We start from the raw sequence: 23037 nt of genomic DNA on the forward strand, positions 1-23037 counted from the left end.
AAGTAACCAAAGAAAACGCCATGGCGGTTTCGGATCAAAAGCCGTTATGGGACGGAGCGTGCGCGGGGCTGGTCCGCACCGGCCCTCCCTGGCCTGACCGCGCACGGCCCGTCTGCCTGCGGGCCGCCCTCCGGGGCTTCAGGACGTTCTCGCAAGTTCAATGCGGTGCCAATCTCTTTACGGCAACGGCAACGGCAACGGCAACGGCAACGGCAACGGCAACGCCTTAGGAGTTGGGGAAGCGGGAGTAGGCAGGCCGAGACCCCACGGCCTAGCCGCGAGTGACCGATACCACCCGGCCCGCATAGGGCCGCCACGCCTGTCGCGGCCTTGCTACGACCAATTGGCTAGGACGGCCGCTTGCCGGGACGCGCCACGGGGCTGCTGAACAGGCCACCACCCCGGGCCCCGGGCTGGCCCGGCTACCCCCATTAATAAGTAGGCCGGCACACGTCCGCCGACGGTGCGCGGGGGCTCGCGGGGTTGCGTCGCTGCAACATGCGTCCGCCGCGGGCGCCGTGCCATGATGGCCCCGCGGTGAATAGACCGGGGGCCCTCGGCGGAGCGCTGGCCGATCCAGCCGGTGCACGGCGTTAGCCGTTCAGACCAGGTGCTATCCTGCCGCTGTGACCCCACAGGACGCGGGGTGTGGGGAGATCGGGATGAATCGCGACGTGACGGTGCCGACGATGGCCCGTGAGACCGACAATACGACTGCGACCGCGGCGCCGACGGATGCGGCGACGGCCGTCCTGACGCCCGGCGAATTCGAATTGTTCGCCGAGATCGGCCGGCCGCGCCGGGTCGAAGCCGGCCAGGTCGTGTTCCGTCGCGGCGAACTGGGCACCACCATGTTCGTGATCGCCCGCGGCGCGGTGCTGCTCGACTTCGGCGACGACCTGGTGACCAAGCGCCTGGGCGTGCGCGAATTCTTCGGCGAGCTCGGTCTGCTGATCGGCGACCACGCCCGCAGCGCCGACGCCATCGCCGCCACCGACGGCCTGCTGGTCGAACTGCGCCACGAGGAGTTCCAGCGCCTGGTCGACCGCGACCCGGCCCTGGTCTCGCATTTTCTGCGCCGCGCGATCATGCGCGTGGTGCTCAACGAACAAAGCCTGATCCGGCGCCTGCGCCGGCGCAATCAGGACCTGGAGGCCGCGCTCGACAGCCTCTACGCCACCACCCACCAGCTCAACCAGACCGAAGAGCTGGTCCGCACCGACGATCTGACCGGCCTGTACAACCGCCGCGGCCTGACCCTGCACCTGCAGGAGAGCCGCGCCCTGGGCATGCCCGAAACCATGGGCCTGATCCTGGTCGACTGCGACCGCTTCAAGCAGGTCAACGACGACCACGGACATCTGGCCGGCGACCGGGTGCTGCAGAGCGTGGCCAACATCCTGCGCTCGGTGGCCGGGCCGGAGGACATCGCCTGCCGTCTCGGCGGCGACGAGTTCTGCCTGCTGGTGGCCGCCTCGACCCGCCAGGACGTCATGCGTTTCGCCGAATTCATCGTCGCGACCGTGCACGGCCTGCTGGCGATCCCGCAGTCGCCGCCGACGATCTGCCCGGTCAGCGTCGGCGCCTGCCTGGTCAGCGCCAAGTACGATTGGAACGATTGGTATGCGCATGCCGACGGCGCGCTGTATCAGGCCAAGCGCCTGGGCGGCAATCGGGTGCACTGGCAGGATGCCGAACTGACGCCGGCCTGAGCCGTCGTCGACAAGGATGCCGTTGATGAACGACGCCCATCGCCCGAACCCCGACGGGCCGCAACTGCGGACCCTGTTGCTGACCGACCTGTGCGATTCGACCACTCTGGTCGAACGGCTCGGCGACGGCCCGGCGGCGGGTCTGTTCCGCGAGCACGATCGTCTGGTGCTGCAGCTGCAGCAGCGTTGGCGCGGGCGCTTGATCGACCGCTCCGACGGCCTGCTGCTGCTGTTCGAGCGCCCGATCGACGGCCTCGGCTTCGCCCTGGACTACGCCCGCGGCCTGCGCGAACTCGGCGCCAGCCGCAAGGTCGAGCTCAAGGCCCGCGCCGGCTTGCACGTCGGCGAAGTGCTGACCTGGCGCAACAGCGACGAGGCGGTGCGGGTCGGGGCCAAGCCGGTCGAGGTCGAGGGCCTGGCCAAGCCGATGGCGGGCCGGCTGATGGCGACCGCGCGGCCGGGCCAGATCCTGCTCTCGGCGGTGGCCGAGCCGCTGGCCCATCGCGCCGCGCGCGAGCTGGGCGAGCGCGGCCAGCAGCTGCTGTGGAAATCGCACGGCCGCTGGCGCTTCAAGGGCGTGCCCGAGCCCCAGGAAATCTACGAGGTCGGCGAGCCCGGCATCGCGCCGCTGCGCGCGCCGCCGAACGGGCCCAAGGCTTGGCGCGACATCCCGCTGTGGCGGCGCCCGGCGGCGCTGGCGGCCGAGATCGCGGTGCTGGCGGTGATCGGCACCGGCATCTGGTTCGCGACCCGGCCGCAGCCGGCGATCGCTTTCAACCAGCGCGACTGGGTGGTGGTCGGCGACTTGCGCAATCTGACCGGGCAGAGCGTGCTCGACGATTCGCTGGAGCAGGCGTTCCGGATCAGCCTGGAGCAGTCGCGCTACGTCAACGTGCTGTCCGATCTGAAGGCGCGCGACACCCTCGACCGCATGCATCGCAAGCCCGACACCGTGCTCGACCGCGCGATCGCCTCGGAGATCGCGCTGCGCGACGGCGCGCGCGCAGTGATCCTGCCGACCGTGGCCGAGGTCGGCGGGCGGGTGCGGGTCAGCGCCGAGGTCATCGATCCCCACACCCAGACCACGGTCTACGCCGAATCCGCCGACGGCGTCGGCGCGGCCTCGGCCCTGGCCTCGATCGACGAGGTCACCGGTGCGCTGCGCGGCAAGCTCGGCGAAGCGCTGAAGAACATCGAGAAGGACTCCGAACCGCTGCCCAAGGTCGCCACCGGCAACCTCGACGCGCTGCGCGCCTACGCCCTGGGCAGCAAGGCCTATGCGCACCGCCAGTTCGACGAGGCCCTGCAGTACTTCCAGCGCGCGGTGCAGATCGATTCGAATTTCGCGCTCGCCCATATGGGCGTGATGCGCGTTTACGTCAGCAACGCCGACACCGATGCGGCGCGGCCTTATCTGGAAAAGGCGCAGCAACTGCGCGACCACCTGACTCCGCGCGAAGCGCTGTACCTGGACGCCTGGGCGGCGGAGTTCGGCCCGCAGCCCTCGCTGCGCGCGCCGCCGAAGTGGAAGCTGCTGGCCGGGGTCTACCCGGACTACTTCGCCGGCCGCTACCAGTACGCCTGGTCGGAATTCCTCGCCAACCGTTTCGACAGCGCGCTGGCGGCGACCACCGCGGCGACCGCGCCGCAGGAACCGCTGCGCAACGTCGCCTTCGAACTGGCCGGCCGGGTGCATTTGTCGCAGGAGCGCTACGCCAAGGCGATCGAATCGTTCAAGCAGGCCGAGGCCAGCGGCCACTACCCGCCCAACCGTCGCCACGCTGCCGCGCTGGCGGCGATGCGCCGTTTCGACGAGGCCAACCGGATGCTCGACGCGCTCAGCGCCGACGGCGACATCGGCTCGGCCAACCTGACCGTGCAGTTCGAACGCATCGCCGTGGCCCTGGACCAGGACGACCTGGCCCGCGCGCGCGAACTGTCGCGCAAGGCCGCCGAGGCGGCGCGCGACGCCGGGCTGCTGGTGCGGCATCCGATGCGTTTCACCGATTTGCTGGTACGCAGCGTATCCGGGCAGAACCCGCCCAGCGCGAGCGAGATCGAACAGTTCGCCCAGGGCGTGCTCAACGACGCGGTCAAGCCCGGCAGCGCCGACCAGGACGACTTGTCGGCGATCGCGTTGGCCGCGGTGCGGCTGGCGCAACGCCAGGGCGAGCGCGGCGTCGCCGAACGTTTGCTGCCGCGCGTGGCCGGGCTGGTCGATGTCAGCGGCAACGGGCAATCGCGCAAGCTGCTGCGGATCGCCTATGCCGAGCAGGCGCGCCTGGGCGGCGATCCGCAACGCGCGGTGCGCGAACTGCGCGCTCTGCTCGACGGCAGCGAACCGTTCCAGGCCCGGGTCGCGTTGCGCGATGCGCTGCTGGCGGCCGGCCGGGCGGAAGAGGCGGCGAGCGAGAACCGCTGGATCGCCGACCACCGCGGCCGCGCTTACGCCGAGCCGATCGGCGGCCAGGTCTATCTGGCGATGAACGTGGCCGATGCTGCGCGCGCCCGGCGCGAGGCGCCGCGCACGGCGGCCCTGATCCAGGTGCTCGCGCCGGTCGCCGCCGCGGGCTGAGGCGCCGCATCGGCTTCGACCGGGTGCCGGCGGCGGCGCTGCTCGAGCGTTCGCCGGACCGCAGCGCGATCCGGCGCGATCTGTGCCGCGATCGGACGGCGGCGAGGTCGATACGACGGAGCGCGACGGGCGGTTCCGTCGCGGCGGCAGGCTCCCCGGCCCGGCGCCGCGCGGAATCGCCGATGCGGTTCAGCTCAGCGTGCCGCCGCCCGAACCGATCGTGCCGCCGGGGCCGACGGCGCCGGCCGCGGTGGCCTGGACATGGCCGAACTCGAGCACGAACACCACCGTGTGGGTGCCGGCCGAAGTGAAGTAATCGCGCAGCACGTCGCGCGAGGCCTGCAGTTCCTCTTTGCTCGCCAGCAAGCTGACGTTGAGGCAGCTGCCGCCGGTCAGCGCGGCTTCGCTCTGCAGCGGCGCCAGGCCGACGCTCTGCAGCGCCCCTTCGGGGTTGCTGGCGAAGAGTTGGCGGAACTGGTCGTCCGAGCTGAGCAAGTCGAGCAACTTGTCGGCGATTTCGGGCGCCAACGGCGGATGCCCGCCCTGGCCGGTGTTTTCGATGGACATCTGTTTCCCCTTGTGAAGATCCGTCTTGGATCTGTCTGCGGCGGAATTTATCCCTGATATGGAGCGACTCACAACCTTCGGGCTCCACAGAGCAGTCACGCGAAAGCGCAGAACGGTCGGCCAATGGCGATCCAATGAACGCGTTCAGCTAGCTGCCTGCGGCATCGCCCGGCATCATGGCGCCTGCCGGCGCGATTCGCGCGCCGCACGCGCCGCGCGGCGGCGGTCCTACCACCACTCGGGGCGTTCATGCGTATCCGCCGTTGCAGCGTGCTGTTCCTGGAGCCGCGCGAAGACGTGGCGTTCGATCTGTCGTCGCTGTTGGCCGGCGGCGCCGGGTTGGCGCGGCAGCGCCGCTGGCTGGCGCTGGCCGCGCACCTGGACGGCGAGATCGAGATCGATGCGGCGCAGCGCGAATTGCTCGGCCGGATCAGTCCGGGCGAATGGAGCGAGGCGGCGGCTTTCGACGCCGACGCGGCGACCTTGGCGGGCCTGCTCGACGTGGGCCTGGTGCTGAGCGACGGCGACCCGCCCGCGCGGGCGGCGCTGCGCGAGCGCGACGAACGCCTGCGCGAGGCGCATTGGTGGCCGGCCGCGGCGATGATGCACCGGCTGGCGCGCTGGCAGGGCCTGGACAGCGTCGGCGCGATGGAGGCCAACCAACTGCACACCGCGCCGGACCTGCGGCGCAAGCTCGGCGCGCCGCCGGCGCATGCGCCCTCGCGCGCCGATGCCGGGCCGACGCTGGCCCTGCCGCGCGTCGGCGACACCAACTTCGACCGCCTGCTCGCGCAGCGCGCCACCTGCCGCAACTTCGATCCCGAGCGCGCGCTGAGCCGCGAGCTGTTCGCGCACATGCTGCAGCGCGTGTTCGCCGCGCAGTCGATGGTCGCCGTCGCCGACGATACCGTTTTCCTCAAGAAGCACTCGCCTTCCGGCGGCGGCCTGCACCCGACCGAGGCTTATCTGATCGTGCAGCGGGTCGACGGCATCGCCCCGGGGCTCTATCACTACCACCCGGTCGAGCACGCGCTGGAACCGCTGCCGGCGCCCGAAGGCGAGCTGCATGCGTTCGCGCTGCGCGCCCTGGCCGGCCAGCACTGGTTCGCCGACGCCGCGGCGATGGCGGTGTTGACGCCGCGCTACGCGCGCAGCTTCTGGAAATACCGTTACCACGCCAAGGCCTATCGAGCCCTGGTGCTGGACAGCGGCCACCTGTCGCAGACCCTGTATCTCAGCGCGACCGAGCTGGGCCTGGGGGCGTTCGTCACCGCGGCGATCAACGAGGTCGATATCGAGCGCGCGTTCGGCCTGGACCCGCTGGTCGAAGGCCCCTTGGCGATCTGCGGCTTCGGCTGGCGCGGCGAACGCATGCGCAATACCGAGTTCGATCCCAGCGGCGCGATCTGGCCGCGAGCGCCGCAGTAGCGCGCAACGCTGCGTACCGGCCGCGGCGAGACGACGCACACGGGACGATGTCATGCTGTAGCTCCGTTGCGACAGGTGCGCGCGCATGTGGCCCGACCGCCGTATCCAGGACTTGTTCGGCATCCCATTGCCGATCGTGCAGGCGCCGATGGCCGGGCCGAATCTGGCCGAGCTGGCGATCGGCGCCATGCAGGCCGGCGCGCTCGGCTCGCTGCCGTGCGCGATGCTCGGCGTCGAGCAGGCGTTGGCGCAGTGCCGGCAGGTGCGTGAGGCGACCGCGGCGCCGCTGAATCTCAATTTCTTCTGTCATCGGCCGCCCGAGCCGGACCCCGCGCGCGAGGCGGCCTGGCGCGATCGGCTGGCCGGCTACTACCGCGAATACGGCCTGGACCCGGCGATGCCGCTGACGCCGTCCGGCCGTGCGCCGTTCGACGAGGCCTATTGCGAGCTGGTCGAGCAGGTGCGGCCGCAGGTGGTCAGTTTCCATTTCGGCCTGCCGGCGGCGCCTTTGCTCGAACGCGTGCGTGCGGCCGGAGCGCGGGTGATCTCCTCGGCGACCACGGTGGCCGAAGCGCGCTGGCTGGAGGCGAACGGCTGCGATGCGATCGTCGCCCAGGGGGCGGAGGCCGGCGGCCATCGCGGCGTGTTTCTCTACGACGGCCCGTTGCAAGACGGCGTCTCGACCCAGCTCGGCCTGTTCGCGCTGTTGCCGCAGGTGGTCGATGCGGTGCGGGTGCCGGTGATCGCCGCCGGCGGCATCGGCGATGCGCGCGGCATCGTCGCCGCGTTCGCGCTGGGCGCAGCCGCGGTGCAGCTGGGCACGGCGTATCTGTTCTGTCCCGAAGCGAAGTTGTCGCCTATGCACCGTCAAGCCCTGCGCGAGGCGCGCGACGACGGCACGGCGCTGACCAATCTGTTCACCGGCCGGCCGGCGCGCGGGATCGTCAACCGGCTGATGCGCGAACTCGGCCCGATGTCGCCGCTGGCCCCGGAATTCCCGCTCGCCGGCGGTGCCTTGGCGCCGTTGCGCGCGCAGGCCGAAGCCGCCGGAGGCGCCGATTTCACCCCGCTGTGGTCGGGGCAGGCGGCGCGGCTGGGGCGGGATCTGTCGGCGTACGCGCTGACGCGCAGTTTGGCCGAGGAGAGCCTGGCGATGCTGGCGCGCGCAGCGGGTTGAGCGGGCCACGCAGGGCGCAGCGAAAGCGAATGACGACAACCCCTTTTTAAAAGGAGGAAGCCGCTCGAGTTGCGCGAACCCGTAGGCGCTTGTCATCCGCCGCCGGACGCCTTCCCCCAAAAAAAGGGGGAAGGACGATTCGCTGCACCGCAGCGCCGCGCTCGGCGCGCCACGCCTCAGGCCTTCGGCAACTCCGGCAGGCCGAGGTCGCGGATGACCGCATCCAGGTGGCCGATGGTGCTGATGTTCGCAGGCACCTTCACCGCCATGCCGTTGCCGCCGTGAATGAACTTCTCCGGCCGATAGACCGTGGTGTCGCCGCCGAACTTGCCGACGTCGCCGTCGATGTCGTCCAGGGCGTGGTGCATCTCGTCGCGCAGCCGCTCGAGCTTGCCGCTGTCCAGCCCCTTGATCCAGAGCGCGAACTTCTGCTGGTCGGCGGGGTCGTCGAGCTTGTAGCCCTTGTCGCTGGCATAGCGCGCGAGCAGCGTCACCGGGCTCCAGCCTTCGCCGCTCTGATCGACCAGCGCCGTGGAGGCGGCCTCGCCGAAACCGGCATGGCTCAGGAACTTGGCCGAGGTTTCGTTCATGTGCGCATTGGAGTGATCGACCCGATCCTTCATGGTCAGGCCGATGGTGCCGATCGCGACCAGAGCGATGCCGACCGGTCCCAGCCAGCTGCCGGCGCCGAGCGAAGCGGCGAGGCTGGTGCCCGACAGCGCGGCCATGGTGCCGCCGACGCCGCTGACCGCGTACAAGCCGGCGCGGACGTTGTCTCCTGCGGAGTAGCTGGTCGCCGCCGCCCAGTAATCGAGCCCGGCGCTGAGGTGGCCGAACACGCGGTCGGCGCGGGTCATCCGGCCCGGATCGAGGCTGGTGTTGTCGTTGGCGCGGTTGCCGGCGCCGAAGCGGCCCAGGGCCGAATTCTCGGCGACCATGCCCAGGCCGACCGCGAGCTCGGTGCCCTTCTGGCCCAGCGAGGCGGCGTCGACGATGGCCTTGATGTCGTTGCGGTTGGCCAGGGTGAACTGGCCGTCGTTGGCCTTGCCCTGCGAATTGAGGTAGCCGATGGTGGCGAAACCGACCCCGACCATCCGCAGCACCTGGCCGACCGGCTGGTTCTTCTCGAAGGTCGGGCGATGGCCTTCGGCGGTGAACCGCTTGTCAACGTTGTCCATCGCCTCGGCGTGGGTCTTGAGCTTGTCGACGATCTGCTGGGTGCCGTCGCCGGCCGCCGGCAAGCTCTTCTTCAGCTCATCGACCAGCTTGACGTAGCTCTGGTACTTGCTGCTGTCGACGTCCATGCCCAGCGCCTTGACCAGGGTCGGGTTCTTGAGCCGCTCGATCGCCTGCTCGGCCTGCTGGATGCTGGCCGGGTTGCGCGGGTCGTAGTTCTGCGCCGCCGAGAGCACGTCGTTGCGGATGTAGGCGTTGGCCAGTTCCTTGGTCAGCTTCAGCCCCTGCTCGCCGAGCTTGGCGTCGTAGGCGTTCTTCTGCATCAGCCGCTTGCCGGCCTCGCTGTCGATGTATTCCGGATGCTTCTTGAGCGCCAGGCTGATCGCGTACGAGGACTTGCTGTCGCCGAGGATGCCCTCGATGGCCTTGTCGGCGGCGGCCTTCTGGTCCGGCGGCAGGTTGCTCAGGCTTTCGATCTGGTCGAGCAGGGTCTGGCCGCCCTGGGCGACCTTTTCCTCCATCGCCTGGATGTTCTTTTCCCAGTTCGGGTCTTTCTTGAGTTTGTCGGCGGTGTAGTCTTGGATCGCCTTGTTGAGCTGATCCGGCGTCATCGAGCCGCCGTGATTGCTGATCAGCCAGGTCAGCTCGTCGGTGGCCTTGGCCAGCTTGTCGACATCGCCGTTGAGGCTGCCGGCATAGGTCTTTACGCCTTCGATCGCGGTGGCGGTGATGCGGTCGCCGCCGCCGGCCTTGGCGATCGCGACCAGCAGGTCGGGACGCGCGCCGTCGGCCACGGCGAGATGGATCTGGCTGGCGTCGACCGGCAGGTCGGCCATGCGCTGGACCACCGCAAGGCCGTCCGCCGTGTTGCCGACGCGTCCGGCGATTTGCACCAGGGCGGTGGTGCCTTCGATGCCCAGACGAATGCTGTAGCCGTCCTTCTCGGCGCGCTGGAAGAAATCGTTCAGGGCATCGACGCCGCGTCCGGCCAGTTCGTTGGCGACGCGCGGATCGGCCTTCTCGACCAAGGCCTGCAACTGCAGCAGGCTTTCCTTCGGCGGTGCGCTCGCGCCGTTGCGCGCGTTCTCCCATGGCTCGCCCTGCAGCGGCTTGGTGAACGACGGCACGATCTTCTCGTCCATCAGCTTGTCGAAGCCCGGGCTGGACAGCAACCGCGACTGCGCCTCCGGCGACAGCTTGGACAGATCGCGGCTCAGCGATTCGACCGCGCCCTTGGCGTCGCCCATGGCGTTGGCGGTCGACAGCGCGGTGTCGACTTCGTGCTGCACGCCGAAGTCCTTGACCGCGGCCTCGGCCGCGGCCTTGCCGGCCGGGTCGTTTTCGTAGCGCTTGATCACCGCCGCGCCGTACTGCTCGATCGCCTTGCTGTCGAAGATGTCGCCGGTCGGGCGCGAGTGCGCGGCGAATTCGGCCTTGATCTCGGCGCCGATCGCGTCGCGCAGTTCGGTGCGCGCGGTATCGGCCTGGCTGGCGTAGCCGCTGCGCAGCGGCTGATAGTCCGGGTCGTTGTGGTTGCGCTGGTAGCCGCTCTCGAATGCGGTCAGATTGTCCTCGGCAGTGAGGTACTTGCTCATCGCCTGGTCGCTCTTGCCCTGCTCGGGCGTGGCGTTCGGCGCTGCCTTGGGTGCGGCGTGCTGCTTGATCGTCGGCACGATCAGACTCTGGCCCGGCTGCACGTCGCCGGCGTCGATCTGGTTGCGGTCCGCGATGTCCTGCGCGGTGACCGGCGCTTCCGGCGTGCTGTACTTCTGCGCGATCGACTCCAAGCTCTCGCCGTTTTCGACGGTGTGGAATTGCTCTTGCGGTTGCGGCGGCGGCACCGTCTGCGCCGGCTGCTGGAAGTACTGCGGGTAGTAGGAAACGCCGTCGAGAGTCGGGAAGCCCATGGGGCGATCGCCTGCGCTGAGGGGAGGTCGGCGGATTAGAACAACAAGCGAAGGGATCGACTAGCTAGGGAGATCACGGATACCGTTTGTCATCGAAACGACATGTTTTCGAGATGTTTCCGCACGATCGGATGTGTAGCGAATGCGTGCGTTCGCGACTCGCGTCACGGACGCATCGACGCTCGCGGGCGTCGGCTTGTGTTCGAAGAGGCTCGCTGTGCAGGCGCTTCGTCGCGTGTCTTCGCGATGCCTGCCTCGCCACGGTCGAGCGCGCACGGCGCACCGGCCCGGCCTGCGCCGGCGGTGGATGGCGTGCCGGCGAAAGGCTCAGGCATCGGCAACGGAGCGCTGCCGTCGCCGGCACGTTCGGCGCCGTCGCGACGTCCGGTGCGGATCGGGCGCCGCGCACCGGCCGGCCGCGGCTCCCGGCTTGCCGCGCCGCGGTCGGGCCGGCTATCAGCGCTCCTGAGCGGGCTGCTAAGCTGGGCCCGACCCCGACAAGGACGAGGTGTTTCGCCCGGACGGACGCACTCCGCGCTGGGCCCATATCCGCATGAGGCAGGTGGCAGATGAGCAAGCTTGGGGTCGCGGACCGGCACAGCGTGCGGGTCTGCGGGCAGCGCGCCTGCGCCGGCGGACGCCGGCCCGCGCGACCGGACGATGCGATCGCCCCCGACGGCCCGGGGCCGGCTGCCGGCATGCCGGCGGATAAGGACTAGGGGCGGCGCGATGCCTGGATGGGCCGAGGCGGTTCGTTGTCGTCCCCCGGTGCGGACTCGCGCGGCGGTGTGGCTGGGCGCCTGGATCGCCGTCGCCGTGTCGAGCGTCTGCGCGAGCGCGCAGGCCGCGGCCCAGTGCGACCCGCCGCGGGCCGCCCGGACCTTGCCGCAGCCGGCCTTGTGCCTGCAACGGGCCAAGATCGCGCCTACCGCCGCCGACGGCGGCGCCGCGGCGCTGTTCGCGCAGGCCAAGTCGCAACTCGAGGCGGGACGTCTCGACGAGGCCGAGCGCGCGCTGGATTGCGCCGAAGCGGTGATCGGCAACCCCGGCGACGCCGGCCTGCGTTACGAGCTGGTGCGCCGTCGCGGCATCCTCGACTTCCGTCGCGAAGCGGTTCCGCAGGCGCTGACGCGCTTCGAATGCGCGGCCGCCCTGTCGGCCGAACTCGGCGATCGCGCCGCGACCGCGCGCGACCTGAGCAACGTCGGCGCGGCCTTGCGCCGGCTCGGCGATTTCCGCGGCGCCCTGCGCAGCCTTACCGCGAGCCTGGACATCCAGCGCGCGCGCGGCGAGGTCTCCGGCGCGGTGCTGAACAATCTCGCCGACGTCTATCGCGAACTCGGCGAAACCGAACCGGCGATGCGCTACTACCGCGATGCCCTGGCCGCGTACCGGGCCAAGGCCGAGCCGGTGGAAGCCGCGCATGTGCTGGAAACCATGGCCGAGGTCGCATTGGACACCGGCGATGCGCGCCAGGCCTCTGCCTGGTTGCAGGAGGCGCTGGCGGCCTATCGCGCCGACGGCAACCGGGTGTACGAATTGCGCGTGCACGACGGCCTGACCCGGGTCGCGCTGTCGCAGGGCGACATCGCCCAGGCGCAGCGCTGGAGCGCCGCCGCGTTGGCCCTGGCCGACGCCTGGAAGCTGCCATTGCCGCCGGCGCTGCAGCTGCAGATCGCGCGCACCGCGCAGTTGTCCGGAAACACGGCGGTGGCCGCGGCCCGATTGCGCGAAGCCTTGGCGGCGGTGCCTGAGGGCGATCCGATGCGGGTGGCCTTGCTCGAAGCGCTGGCCGCCGCTCAGGAAAGCGCCGGCGAGGCCGCCGCGGCCAACGCCACCCTGCGCGAAGCGCACGCCAAGGCGATCGCCCTGGCGCGCGCCCAGCACGACCGTCAGTTGGACTGGTTGCGGGTGCGTTTCGAATCCGCTGAGCAGCAACGCACCATCGCCGCGCTGGAGAGCGAAAACCGACTGCGCAGCGCGCAGTTCCAGCAGCGCACGCTGATGCTGTGGTTCGCCGGAGCGGCAGGGTTGGCGGCGGTGCTGGGCGTGTGGTTGCTGTTGCAGCGGCGGCGCCAGCGCGAGCGCTTGCGCGAGGAGGCGCGGCGCGTGCGCCACGAGGAGGAGCTGGCGCGCTATCGGCGCGAGGCCGACGCCCTGGCCGAAGACCGCAGCCTGCTGCAGGCCCTGCTCGACAGCCGCGACGACGCGTTGTGCCTGCTCGATGCGGAAGGCCAGGTGCTCGCGGTGAACCGCGCCGGCCGCTTGCGCCTCGGCGCCGGCGACGAGGAGGGCCTGGTCGGGCAGCCGCTGGCGGGGTTTTTCGACGAGGCCGGCGGCCATGCCCTGGCCTCGGCGCTGGAACGCATGGAAGACAGTGCGGCGCAGCGCCTGTCGCTGGCCACGCGTCAGGGCCGGCCGTTGATCGCGGCATTGGAACCCTGGTCGGGCGGCGACGGGCTGGTGGTGCTGGCGCTGCAACCGAGCGACGCCGCTACGACGGCCGGCGCGCCGATCGCCGCAACGGCCGCGACGGATGCGACGGATGCGACGGATGCGACCGGCGCGGAGCCCGGTGTCGTGGTCGGCGCGGCGTCCGTCGCGGCCGCCGACGGCGCCGCCGACGCGGCGATGCGCGACGGCTTCCGCCGCAGTCTGGTCGAACTGATGTTGGCCACGCTCGAAGCCTGGGAACGCGCCACCGGCACCGGTCGCCTGGAACTGGCGGAGAAGAGCCGGATCTGGCGGGTCAACATCGACGACGGCCGCCTGCGCGCGCGGGCGCTGGAGCGTTATCTGGCCGTGTCCAAACTGCCGCGCAATCCGCGCTGGCGCGACGTGCTGCGCTCGGCCTACTACGTACTGAGCCGTTGCGACGGGCTGCCGGCCGACAGCCGCGCCGCCTTGCAGCAACGCGTCGATGCGGTATTGGCCTATACCCGTCGCGACGCGATGGTGTGAGCGGCGTCCCTGCCGCATCGGTTCACTTGGCCGGCCGCGGCGGACACACCGCGCAAACGCCGGTGGCGCCGTCGTCGAGGCGATACTCGGCGTGGTGGCCTTCGCCGGCATAGCTGTCGGGGCCGAACACGAAGGGCACGGCGTCCTTCAGCGGCGTGACGATCTTGCAATAGGCGGCGAGCGTCGCGCTGGCGGTCAGCCAGTCGTCGTGCTCGACGATGCCGCACTTGTCGGCCACTTCGCGCAGCTCGTCGCCGTCGAACTCGAACTTGGCGACGATCTCGGCTTCGCGCTTGCTGTCCAGGCACCAGTCCGGCGGCAGGGTTTCGTGCGCCCGGGCGCTGGGGACGAAGGCGATGGCGGCGGCAACGGCGACGATCAGGGGAGGTAAAGCACGGATGCAAAACATGAGCACTTCCTGTGGCTGGGAGACCGGTCCAGGGTAGGTGGCCGCGGCGCGCCGAAGCCAGCGCAGCCGCGGGTATAAAACGGGAATAAAACGGCCTAAGGCTTTGTTTCTTATGGGGCGCACCGCAGTCGGCATGCTCGTCGCTTACCGCGCACGTTGTCGTCGTGGCCGCGCGCCGCGGCGGCGGCGACCGATGTCGCTGGTTCTGGGGCGCGTGGGGCGGGGTTGCCCGGATCGGGCATGCGACGGGCAGGCGCCGGTGAGGCGTTACGGCGGAGCGGCGATGGCGCGCGCCAGGACCTCGAACACCCGGCTGTCGGCGGATTGGGCGACGTTGAAGCGCAGGAAATCGCCGGCGCTCTGCGACTGGCTGAAGGCATTGCCCGGCGCCAGGACCACTCCGTCCTTCAGGCAGGTACGGGCGATGGCGGCGGCGTCGCTGCCGTCGGGCAGCCGGCACCAGGCGAACATGCCGGCCTGCGGCCGCAGCCAGGGCTCGATGCCGAGCGCCTGCAGCCGGCTCAGGGTTTTGTCCATCGCCTCGGCCAGGCGCAGCCGCACCGCCTCCATGTGCCGGCGATAGCCGGCGTCGGTCAGTGCGGTCAGCACCGCGTCGGCGGCCAGGCGTCCGCCGCCGAAACTGGTGGCGATCTTCAGGTCGGTCAGGCCCTCGATCCAACCGGCCGGCGCGGCGATGTAGCCGCAGCGCAGCGAGGCGGAGATGGTCTTGGAGAAGCTGCCGATATGCGCCACCCGCGCCAGACCGTCGAACGCGGCCAGGCGCGGCGCCGGCGCGAGCTCGAAGTCGGCGAAGATGTCGTCCTCGACGATCGCCAGCCCCGCCGCATCGGCGAGCTTGAGCACGCGATGGGCGACCACCGGCGACAGCGTCGCGCCGGTGGGATTGTGGATGCCGGAGTTGGTGATGTAGAGCCGCGGCGCATGCTCGCGCAGCGCAGTCTCGAAGCGCTCCAGGTCCGGGCCGTTGGCGGTGTAGGGCACGCCCACCACGTGCGCGCGATGCGCCTTGAGCAGGGCATGGAAGTTGAAATAGCACGGATCGTCGACCAGCACGGTATCGCCCGGTTCGAGCAGATAGCGGCAGATCAAGTCGATCGCCTGAGTGCCTGATTCGGTCAGCAGGAGCTGTTCGGGCGCGGCTTCGACCCCGGTGGCGGCCAGGCGCCGGCACAGGAAACGGCGCAGCGCCGGATGGCCCAGCGGCGTGGCGTAGTCGGTCAGCTCCAGCGTGTCCGCCCGCGCCAGCGCGCGCAGGGCGCGACGCATTCCCGCTTCGTACATCCACGACGCCGGCAGCCAGCCGCAGCCCGGCTTGAGCGATCCGGCACCGGTTTCCAGCGCCTGACGCGAGACCCATAACGGGTCGATCGCACGGTCCAGCCGCGGGCCGATGTCGGTCAGCGCCAGGGGCGCGGCCGGACCGGCGACGTAGAAGCCCGAGCCCGGACGGGAGGCGACCGCGCCTTCGGCGGCCAGCCGCTCATACGCCTCGACCACGGTCGAGACCGACAGCCGCATCGCCCGCGCCTGGGCGCGCACCGAGGGCAGGCGCGTCCCCGGCAGATAGGCCCGGGCGGCGATCTTCGAACGGACGTCCGCCATCACCGCGGCGATGCGCGTGCCCTTGCGTTGCATCCGATCTCCTTCGACTGTGCTGGTTCTATTGCCATAACAGTCACTTCGAATTGTATTGGGATTGTGCCTGTTCGAGCCGACCGCCGGGTGATTTGCTGGGCGCCGGCGATGAAGGAGTCTTCGGTGAAAACGAGCACCCGCGGCTGGATCAACGGTTTCATCGGCGTGGCCATCTTCGCCGGCTCGCTGCCGGCGACGCGGATCGCCGTCGCCGATTTCGATCCGACCTTCCTGACCTGCGCGCGGGCCACCATCGCCGCCGTGCTGGGCCTGGCCCTGCTGGTGCTGTTGCGGCAGCCGCGGCCGCAACTCGCGGACCTGCCGTCCATCGCCGTCACCGCCCTGGGCTGTGTGGTCGGGTTCCCCTTGCTGACCGCCCTGGCCTTGCAGCACGTGACCGCCGCGCATTCGATCGTGTTCGTCGGCCTGCTGCCGCTGTGCACGGCGGTGTTCGCGGTGCTGCGCGGCGGCGAGCGTCCGCGGCCGCCGTTCTGGCTGTTTTCGCTGCTCGGCAGCGCGTTCGTCGTCGGCTATGCCGCCTGGGGCGGGATCGAAACCTCGCTGCGCGGCGACTTGCTGATGCTGGCCGCGATCGTGCTATGCGGCCTGGGCTACGCCGAAGGCGCACGGCTGTCGCGCACGCTGGGAGGCTGGCAGGTCATCAGTTGGGCGCTGGTGCTGGCGCTGCCGGCGATGCTCGCGATCACCGTATGGACCACGCCGGCCTCGTTGCGCCACGTCGGTGTACCGGCCTGGCTGGGGCTGGCCTATGTCTCGCTTTTCAGCATGCTGATCGGTTTCGTGTTCTGGTATCGCGGCCTGACCCAAGGCGGCATCGCCGCGGTCGGGCAATTGCAGTTGCTGCAGCCGTTCATGGGCCTGGGCCTGGCTGCGTTGCTGCTGCACGAAAACGTGAGCTGGACCATGCTGGCGGTGACGCTGGGCGCGGTGATCTGCGTCGGCGGGGCGAAGAGGTTCGCCCGATAGCGGTCCGCAGCGTCGCAGCATCGCTGAGTGATGGACGATGCGCGTAGCCGGCGGGCCGCGATCGTCCGGCCGCAATCGTCCGGACCATGAGCGGGCACCGCTCGCGCTACGCGGCCTGTGGCGCATGGGCGCTGCCGCGTTCGCCGCGCCGGTAGCCGATCGCTTCGGTCAGGTGCGCGGTGGCGATGCTTTCGCTGCCGGCGAGGTCGGCGATGGTGCGGGCGACGCGCAGGATCCGGTGCAGCGACCGCGCCGACAATTGCAGCCCTTCGACCGCGCGCTCGAGCAGGGCCTGATCGCGCGCGGTCAGGCGGCAATGCGTTTCGGTCTGGGCTTGGTCGAGGCGGGCGTTGGGCTGGCCGGCGCGCGCGTGTTGGCGCTCGCGCGCGGCGAGCACGCGTTCGCGCACGCAGGCGCTGCTCTCGCCTTCGGGCTGGTCGGGGCGCAGTTGCGCCGGCGGCAGTCGCGGCACCTCCAGGTGCAGGTCGATGCGGTCGAGCAGCGGCCCGGAGATGCGCGCGCGGTAGCGGCGGATCGCTTCCTCGGCGCAGCGGCAACGGCCGCTGCTGTCGCCGGCCCAGCCGCAGGGGCAGGGATTCATCGCCGCGACCAATTGGAACCGCGCCGGAAACTCGGCGCTGCGCGCCGCGCGCGACACCGTCACCGTGCCCGATTCCAGCGGTTCGCGCAGCACTTCCAGCGCGCGCCGTTCCCATTCGGGCAATTCGTCGAGGAACAACACGCCATGGTGGGCCAGCGAGACCTCGCCGGGACGCGGGTCGGCGCCGCCGCCGATCAACGCGACCGCGCTGGCGGTGTGGTGCGGGGCGCGGAACGGGCGCTCGCGCCAGCGCGCCGGGTCCAGGCCGCGACCGTCCGCGCGGCCGGCCACCGAAGCCACGGCGGCCGTTTCCAGGGCTTCGTCTTCGCTGGCTTCGGGCAACAGGCCGGGCAGGCGCGAGGCGAGCAGGGTCTTGCCGCAGCCGGGCGGACCGATCAGCAGCAGGTGATGCGCACCGGCTGCGGCGATCTCCAGCGCGCGCCGCGCCTGCGCCTGGCCGCGCACGTCGCGCAGGTCCGGTCCGGGTGCGTGCTGCAGCGGCACGGCCTGCGCCAGCGGCAGGGTTTGCCGGCCGGCGAGTTGGCCGCAGACTTCCAGCAGCGTGCGGCCGGTGCGCGCTTCGACCCGGCTGGCCAACGCGGCTTCGGCGCCGTTGCCTGCCGGCACGATCAAGCGCCTGCCAGCGGCCGCGGCGGCCAGCGCCGCCGGCAACACGCCGTCGACGGCGCGCAGTTCGCCGGTCAGGCCGAGTTCGCCGAGGAACTCGCATTCGCCCAACGCGTCGAGCGGAATCTGGCCGCTGGCGGCGAGGATGCCGAGCGCGATCGCCAGATCGTAACGGCCGCCGTCCTTGGGCAGGTCGGCCGGCGCCAGATTGACGGTGATGCGCCGCTGCGGAAACTCGAAGCGCGCGCATTGGATCGCCGCGCGCACCCGGTCCTTGGCTTCGCGCACCGCGGCCTCCGGCAGGCCGACGATCGACATCGACGGCAGCCCGCCGCCGAGGTGCACTTCGACCCGCACCGCGGGCGCGCGTACGCCGCTGCGCGCGCGGCTGTGGACGAGGGCGAGGTTCATCGCCGGTTCCTGGCGGGCGGCGGCGGGCATCGTGTAGGCATGGTCCGGTTCCGATGACGATGGCCGCAGTCTGGGCGAGGGCGCAGTTCGATGCCGTCGGTGGCTGCGGCGCGCGGTCGTCGGAAAATGCCGCATCGCAGTGTGCGGCGGCGAGTGTGGCGCCGGAGCAAGCGCTGCGCGGGGAGAGGCGATGTTGCAAGGGGCGCGGCAGGCGGATTGCCGCGGCTGCGTCGCGCGCGGGCTCGCTCGGCGATAGCCGCGCTGGGCCATCGTGAGTTTCGTCGCGGTGGCCTGCATCGCGGGGGCAGGAGGACGCGAGTGTTCGATGCCTCGATGGGCGGCGAGTGAGCGTTGTCTTTTTTGCGCCTTCCTTGGCCGCAACTCAGGCCGTTCGCGCGCGGCAGCGATGACCGGCGACGGTCGCTACAGGGTGCGGCAAAAGGCCGCATCGCCGCAGATTCGGCCGCCGCGCGCGGGGCGAGGGGAAGAAGGAGGAGGGCACCGGCACCGCCGATGCCCGTGGGCGGGCGCCTGTCAGCGCCGCGACGGCGCGATGCCGTCGGGCGTCAGTGCTGCGGCGTCGACGCGTTGTCGAGCTGGGCTTCGAGTTCGGCCACGGTGCGCTGCAGTTCTTCGAGTTTCTCGCGCGTGCGCAGCAGCACCGCGCGCTGGACTTCGAATTCTTCGCGGGTGACCAGATCGAGTTTGGACAGGCCGGTCTGCAGCACCGACTTGAAGTTCTGTTGCAATTCCTCGCGGCTTTCGCGCAAACCCGGCGGAACCAGGGAGCTGAGGCGGCGGGCGAGGTCGTCGATGGCGTTCAGGTCGATCATGAGGGGAAGTGCTCCTCCGGCAGGACGCCAGTGTCGGCGTCGGACCGGGGCGACGCCGTCGGCCGAGGCCGCGGCGGGCTGTGGGAAAAGTCCGGAGTGGATGAGGCGGTCACTACATCATGGCGCCGACGCGGCCGGCAAGTCTTGGTTCGGGCGGTTCGCCGGAGTCTTCATCCAGCGTTGCCATCCTCCGACGCATGCCGCGCTGGCGATGTGAACGCCGTCCATCCCGCCGCGCGACGGCGGGCGGACGGCGCGCGGCTAGGTCGCGGCGCGCCGGCGCGCTATCCTGCGCGCCAGTCGCCGCACCGATCCGGGTGCGGCGGACGCAATCGGCGCGGTGGAGACAGGCGTATGAAGATGGTCATGGCGGTGATCAAGCCGTTCAAGCTCGACGACGTGCGCGAAGCGCTCGCCGAGGCCGGCGTGGCCGGCATCACCGCTACCGAGGTCAAGGGCTTCGGCCGCCAGAAGGGGCATACCGAGCTCTATCGCGGCGCCGAGTACGTGGTCGACTTCCTGCCCAAGATCAAGCTCGAGGTCGCGGTCACCGACGATCAGGTCGAAACCGTGGTCGAGGCGATCATGAAAGCGGCCGGCACCGGCAAGATCGGCGACGGCAAGATCTTCGTCTGGGATCTGGAACGCGCGGTGCGCATCCGCACCGGAGAGCTGGACGGCGACGCGTTGTAAGTCGGCTGCGGCGTCGCCGTAGCGCGCCGTTTCGCTCTGGAGAAGGCGTCGATCGATCGGCGCTCGCGCCGGCGCATCGCAGGCTCGCGCGCGCAAAGATCGTTTCGAACGCCGTTGGCGCACGGGCGCGTGTGCGAGCGACAGTGTTTGCGCGGACGATTGTTTTCGTGTGCGGCGGCCGAGGAGGGCGGTCGCGGTTTGCGCCGCTCCTCGCCCGTGCTGCGCGGTGATCGGGGATCGCCGGAGCCTTCAATCCTCGCGGTCGGCGTCGAGGAAGGCTTGCAGGGCCGGCGCGCGCGGGCGGTTGACCAGTTCCAGCCGGTACAAAGGTCGGTTCAAGGCCCGGTCTTGGTCGCCGTCTCCGCCGTCGAAGCCGATCGTGCGTACCCGGCGCATGGTCGCCAGGTCGGCGATCACGGTTTCCGGAAGCAGCGCGATGCCGGCGCCGGCGGCGACCGCGCGCGCGATCGCCTCGTTGCTGCCGATCTCGATCACCCGCGCCGGGACGATGGCGTGTGCGGCGAACAGCGATTCGGCGACCTGGCGCGTGCCCGATCCGGGCTCGCGCAGCAGCCAGGTCTGCCGCGCCAATTCCTCCAGCGAGGGTCGGCGGCGTGCGCCGAGCGCGCTGCCGGAGGCGGCGATCAGGCGCAGCGGTTCGCTGCGCCACAGCGTCGACTCGATGCGCGGGTCTTCGACCCGGCCCTCGACGAAGCCCAGGTCGACCGCGCAATCGATCACCGCGCGGCTGACCTCCTCGGTGTTGCCGACCACCAGTTCGAAGGCCAGGCCCGGGTGGCGGCGCACGAACGGGCCGATCCGCTGCGGCAACCAGTAGCCGGCGATGGTGGTGCTGGCGCCGATGCGCAGCCGGCCCTGGCGCAGCTCGACCCGATCGCGCACGTCTTCGATCGCGATCCGTTCCAGGGCGAAGATCGCCCGCGCATGTTCGAACACCGCCCGGCCGTGTTCGGTCAGGCGCACCCCGCGCACCGCCTTGGCGTCGCCGCCGCTGCGTTCGATCAGCGGCAGGTCGAGCTGGTGTTCGAGTTCGCGCACAGCCTTGGACACCGCCGACTGGCTGACGAACAAGGCCTCGGCGGCGCGCGAGAAGCCTTGCTGCTCGACCACGGTCAGGAATACGCGCAGCAGGTGCAAGTTCATTGCATGAGTCCAGCTCATGGATGCTTGAATTATATGTATTGGACTCCCTGAACGGGCAGGCCTACCGTGGCGCCAGTTTCCGCCGGAGCCCGCCACCGTGTCCGCCCTGAATCCGACCTCGTCCGCCCCCGCCGCCCCGCTCGGGGTTCACCGGCAGCACGGGTTCTGGCCGGGGCTGGCGCTGACCGGCGCGATCGCCGCCGCGGCGATGGGCCTGGCCACGTTGCCGGCGCTGCAGGGGCTGGGCTTGAGCGCGCTGACCCTGGCCATCGTGCTCGGCATCGCCGCCGGCAACACCTTCTTCCCGGCGCTGGCGCCGGCCACCGGCAGCGGTGTGGACTTCTGCAAGGCACGGCTGCTGCGGCTGGGCATCGTGCTGTACGGCTTCCGGGTCACCTTCCAGGAAATCGCCGGGGTGGGCTGGGCCGGGCTGGCGATCGATGCGGTGGTGGTGGCGAGCGTGTTCGGCCTGGCCACCTGGCTGGGCACGCGCTGGCTCAAGCTCGACCGCGAGACGTCGATGCTGATCGGCGCCGGCAGCGCGATCTGCGGCGCGGCGGCGGTGATGGCGACCGAGCCGGTGGTGCGCGCGCAAGCGCACAAGGTGTCGGTGGCGGTGGCGACGGTGGTGGTGTTCGGCACCGTCGGCATGTTCGCGTACCCGTGGCTGTATCCGTATCTGGGCCTGAGCGAACACGCTTACGGCGTCTACGCCGGTTCGACCATCCACGAAGTCGCCCAGGTGGTGGTGGCCGGGCGCGCGGTCGGCGAGACCGCGGCCTCGGCGGCGGTGATCGAGAAGATGCTGCGGGTGATGCTGCTGGCACCGTTCCTGTTGCTGCTGTCTTCGCGCGTCGGCGCGGCCGACGGCGCCGCGCGCGCGTCGAAGATCGTGGTCCCCTGGTTCGCGCTCGGCTTCGTCGCGGTCAGCGGACTGAACTCGCTGCATCTGCTGCCGGCGACGGCGAAGGCGGCGATCGTGCAGCTCGATACCGTGCTGCTGGCGATGGCGATGGCGGCGCTGGGGCTACGCACCCATGTCGGCGCGATCAAGCAGGCCGGCGCCAAGCCGATGCTGCTGGCGGCGATCCTGTTCGGCGTGCTGACGGTGGGCGGGTATGCGTTCAACGTCGGCGCGGCGAAGCTGTTCGGCTGAGCGGCGAGGGCGCAGCGACGCCCGCCGGCCTGGCGGACACGGCGCATCGCCACCGGCGTGCACGCGCTGCCGGCATTGGCCGGCACGTGTTCGCAGCGCAGGCTGGCGCTCGTATCGTCGGCAAAGAGCGCCGTCGCAGCGATCCACGCGGATCGCTGCGATCGCTCAGAGCGCGAGTTCGATGACGCCGCAGGCCTGGCGCGCGCCGGCATTGCCGGTCGGCTGGCTCTTGTAGTCGTCCGGCGCGGCGTGAACGATCACCGCGCGGCCGGCGATGTCGTTGGCCGCGCCGCCGCCGAGCGCCACGCCGCTGGCGTAGGCTTCGACCTTGGCCACGCCCTTGGCATCGGCGACCAGATTGTTCATGTCGCCGGCGTGATGGGCGCCATGCTCGACCTGGCCGTGCGGTTGCCCGGCCGGATTGAAATGGCCGCCGGCGCTGCTGGCATCGGCGGCGCTGCAATCGCCTTTCTCATGGATGTGGATGGCATGGGTGCTGCCGGGTTCCAGTCCGGCGATCTCGCCGCTCACGTACATCCGGTCGCCCTTCGGACGCACGACCAGCTTGCCGCTGACCCGGCTGCCGGAGGCCGGCATCATCTCCACCGTCGCGGACGGCGCAGGGGCGGGACGGCTGGCCTGGCCGCTGCAGGCGGCGACCCCGAGCGCGGCGACGATCGAGGCGGAACGCAGAATCTGGGACATACATACTCCTGTCGGCTGTGACTCAAAGCGTGCGGGCGCATCGGTCGCCGTCGCCGCTCCATCCAACGTCGAGGCAGGCCGAAACAGCGGGGCGCTGCTCGGCAGGCGAGTCGCGCGCCTGCATCGGTGTGCGTGAGGAGATGCCGAATGCGAGTTCGGGCCGCCGATCGCCAGTGCGATGCGGCGGCTTCGTCGAGTGCCCGGTGTCTGCGGGCTACGATGCGGGGCGATTTCCCATTTGGGAAATAGATTGTTTCAACGGTACATATGCATGGGCTCTATCGGGCTCGCG

Annotated in this window: 16 protein-coding genes; 8 read left to right on the plus strand and 8 right to left on the minus strand. The window is 70.6% G+C overall.

Translation table 11 applies throughout. The features are described 5' to 3' along the window. Positions 1–662: 662 nt before the first annotated feature. Together TX83_RS01670 and TX83_RS01675 are read left to right on the plus strand one after the other, a co-directional pair. Complete coding sequence (locus TX83_RS01670) at positions 663–1712, plus strand: GGDEF domain-containing protein (protein ID WP_064746183.1); 1050 nt, start codon at positions 663–665, stop codon at positions 1710–1712. 25 nt (positions 1713–1737) lie between these two features. Continuing rightward, positions 1738–4287, plus strand: a complete 2550-nt coding sequence (locus TX83_RS01675; protein ID WP_064746212.1) for a putative peptide modification system cyclase — start codon at positions 1738–1740, stop codon at positions 4285–4287. Positions 4288–4476: 189 nt separating this feature from the next. Here the strand turns inward: TX83_RS01675 and TX83_RS01680 are convergent, their stop codons facing one another. After that, on the minus strand, positions 4477–4854 hold the full coding sequence (locus tag TX83_RS01680; protein ID WP_064746184.1) for an NHLP-related RiPP peptide: 378 nt from the start codon (positions 4852–4854) through the stop codon (positions 4477–4479). A 249-nt stretch (positions 4855–5103) separates the two neighbouring features. Between TX83_RS01680 and TX83_RS01685 the strand changes: the two genes are divergently transcribed. Both TX83_RS01685 and TX83_RS01690 read left to right on the plus strand, forming a co-directional pair. Further along, positions 5104–6282: a putative peptide maturation dehydrogenase gene (locus TX83_RS01685; RefSeq protein ID WP_064746185.1), complete on the plus strand. Its 1179-nt coding sequence runs from the start codon at positions 5104–5106 to the stop codon at positions 6280–6282. An 85-nt stretch (positions 6283–6367) separates the two neighbouring features. Continuing rightward, the gene (locus TX83_RS01690) at positions 6368–7459 is read left to right on the plus strand and encodes an NAD(P)H-dependent flavin oxidoreductase (protein ID WP_064746186.1); all 1092 of its coding nucleotides are present in this window, start codon (positions 6368–6370) and stop codon (positions 7457–7459) included. 176 nt (positions 7460–7635) lie between these two features. On the opposite strand, the gene TX83_RS01695 is transcribed toward TX83_RS01690, so the two are convergent. After that, complete coding sequence (locus tag TX83_RS01695) at positions 7636–10542, minus strand: LysM peptidoglycan-binding domain-containing protein (RefSeq protein WP_064746187.1); 2907 nt, start codon at positions 10540–10542, stop codon at positions 7636–7638. 816 nt (positions 10543–11358) lie between these two features. Between TX83_RS01695 and TX83_RS22455 the strand changes: the two genes are divergently transcribed. After that, entirely contained in the window at positions 11359–13503 is a 2145-nt protein-coding gene (locus TX83_RS22455; protein WP_222423702.1) for a tetratricopeptide repeat protein, read from the plus strand. 22 nt (positions 13504–13525) lie between these two features. On the opposite strand, the gene TX83_RS01705 is transcribed toward TX83_RS22455, so the two are convergent. Continuing rightward, positions 13526–13912: a hypothetical protein gene (locus TX83_RS01705; protein ID WP_064746189.1), complete on the minus strand. Its 387-nt coding sequence runs from the start codon at positions 13910–13912 to the stop codon at positions 13526–13528. A gap of 267 nt (positions 13913–14179) precedes the next feature. Continuing rightward, positions 14180–15568 carry a PLP-dependent aminotransferase family protein gene (locus TX83_RS01710; protein WP_064746190.1) on the minus strand — a complete coding sequence of 463 codons (1389 nt, stop codon included), beginning with the start codon at positions 15566–15568 and terminating at the stop codon, positions 14180–14182. Between the two features lie 123 nt (positions 15569–15691). Between TX83_RS01710 and TX83_RS01715 the strand changes: the two genes are divergently transcribed. Then, positions 15692–16555, plus strand: a complete 864-nt coding sequence (locus TX83_RS01715; protein WP_087960653.1) for a DMT family transporter — start codon at positions 15692–15694, stop codon at positions 16553–16555. Between the two features lie 106 nt (positions 16556–16661). Here TX83_RS01715 and TX83_RS01720 read toward each other — a convergent pair whose 3' ends face one another. Then, a complete protein-coding gene (locus TX83_RS01720) occupies positions 16662–18194 on the minus strand; it encodes a YifB family Mg chelatase-like AAA ATPase (RefSeq protein ID WP_064746213.1) in 1533 nt (510 codons plus the stop codon). 566 nt (positions 18195–18760) lie between these two features. Further along, positions 18761–19027 carry a ubiquinone biosynthesis accessory factor UbiK gene (gene ubiK, locus TX83_RS01725; RefSeq protein ID WP_064746192.1) on the minus strand — a complete coding sequence of 89 codons (267 nt, stop codon included), beginning with the start codon at positions 19025–19027 and terminating at the stop codon, positions 18761–18763. 354 nt (positions 19028–19381) lie between these two features. Here ubiK and TX83_RS01730 point away from each other — a divergent pair, with 354 nt between their 5' ends. Next, positions 19382–19720, plus strand: a complete 339-nt coding sequence (locus TX83_RS01730) for a P-II family nitrogen regulator (RefSeq protein WP_064746193.1) — start codon at positions 19382–19384, stop codon at positions 19718–19720. Positions 19721–19969: 249 nt separating this feature from the next. Here the strand turns inward: TX83_RS01730 and TX83_RS01735 are convergent, their stop codons facing one another. Then, positions 19970–20884: a LysR substrate-binding domain-containing protein gene (locus TX83_RS01735; RefSeq protein WP_075574937.1), complete on the minus strand. Its 915-nt coding sequence runs from the start codon at positions 20882–20884 to the stop codon at positions 19970–19972. A gap of 175 nt (positions 20885–21059) precedes the next feature. On the opposite strand from TX83_RS01735, the gene TX83_RS01740 reads away from it, so the two are divergent. Then, positions 21060–22040 carry a YeiH family protein gene (locus tag TX83_RS01740; protein WP_064746214.1) on the plus strand — a complete coding sequence of 327 codons (981 nt, stop codon included), beginning with the start codon at positions 21060–21062 and terminating at the stop codon, positions 22038–22040. A gap of 165 nt (positions 22041–22205) precedes the next feature. On the opposite strand, the gene TX83_RS01745 is transcribed toward TX83_RS01740, so the two are convergent. Next, a complete protein-coding gene (locus tag TX83_RS01745) occupies positions 22206–22745 on the minus strand; it encodes a superoxide dismutase family protein (protein ID WP_075574938.1) in 540 nt (179 codons plus the stop codon). Positions 22746–23037: the final 292 nt, after the last annotated feature.

The organism is Lysobacter antibioticus HS124 (genome assembly GCF_000336385.2).
In the GTDB taxonomy this organism is placed as follows: domain Bacteria; phylum Pseudomonadota; class Gammaproteobacteria; order Xanthomonadales; family Xanthomonadaceae; genus Lysobacter; species Lysobacter firmicutimachus.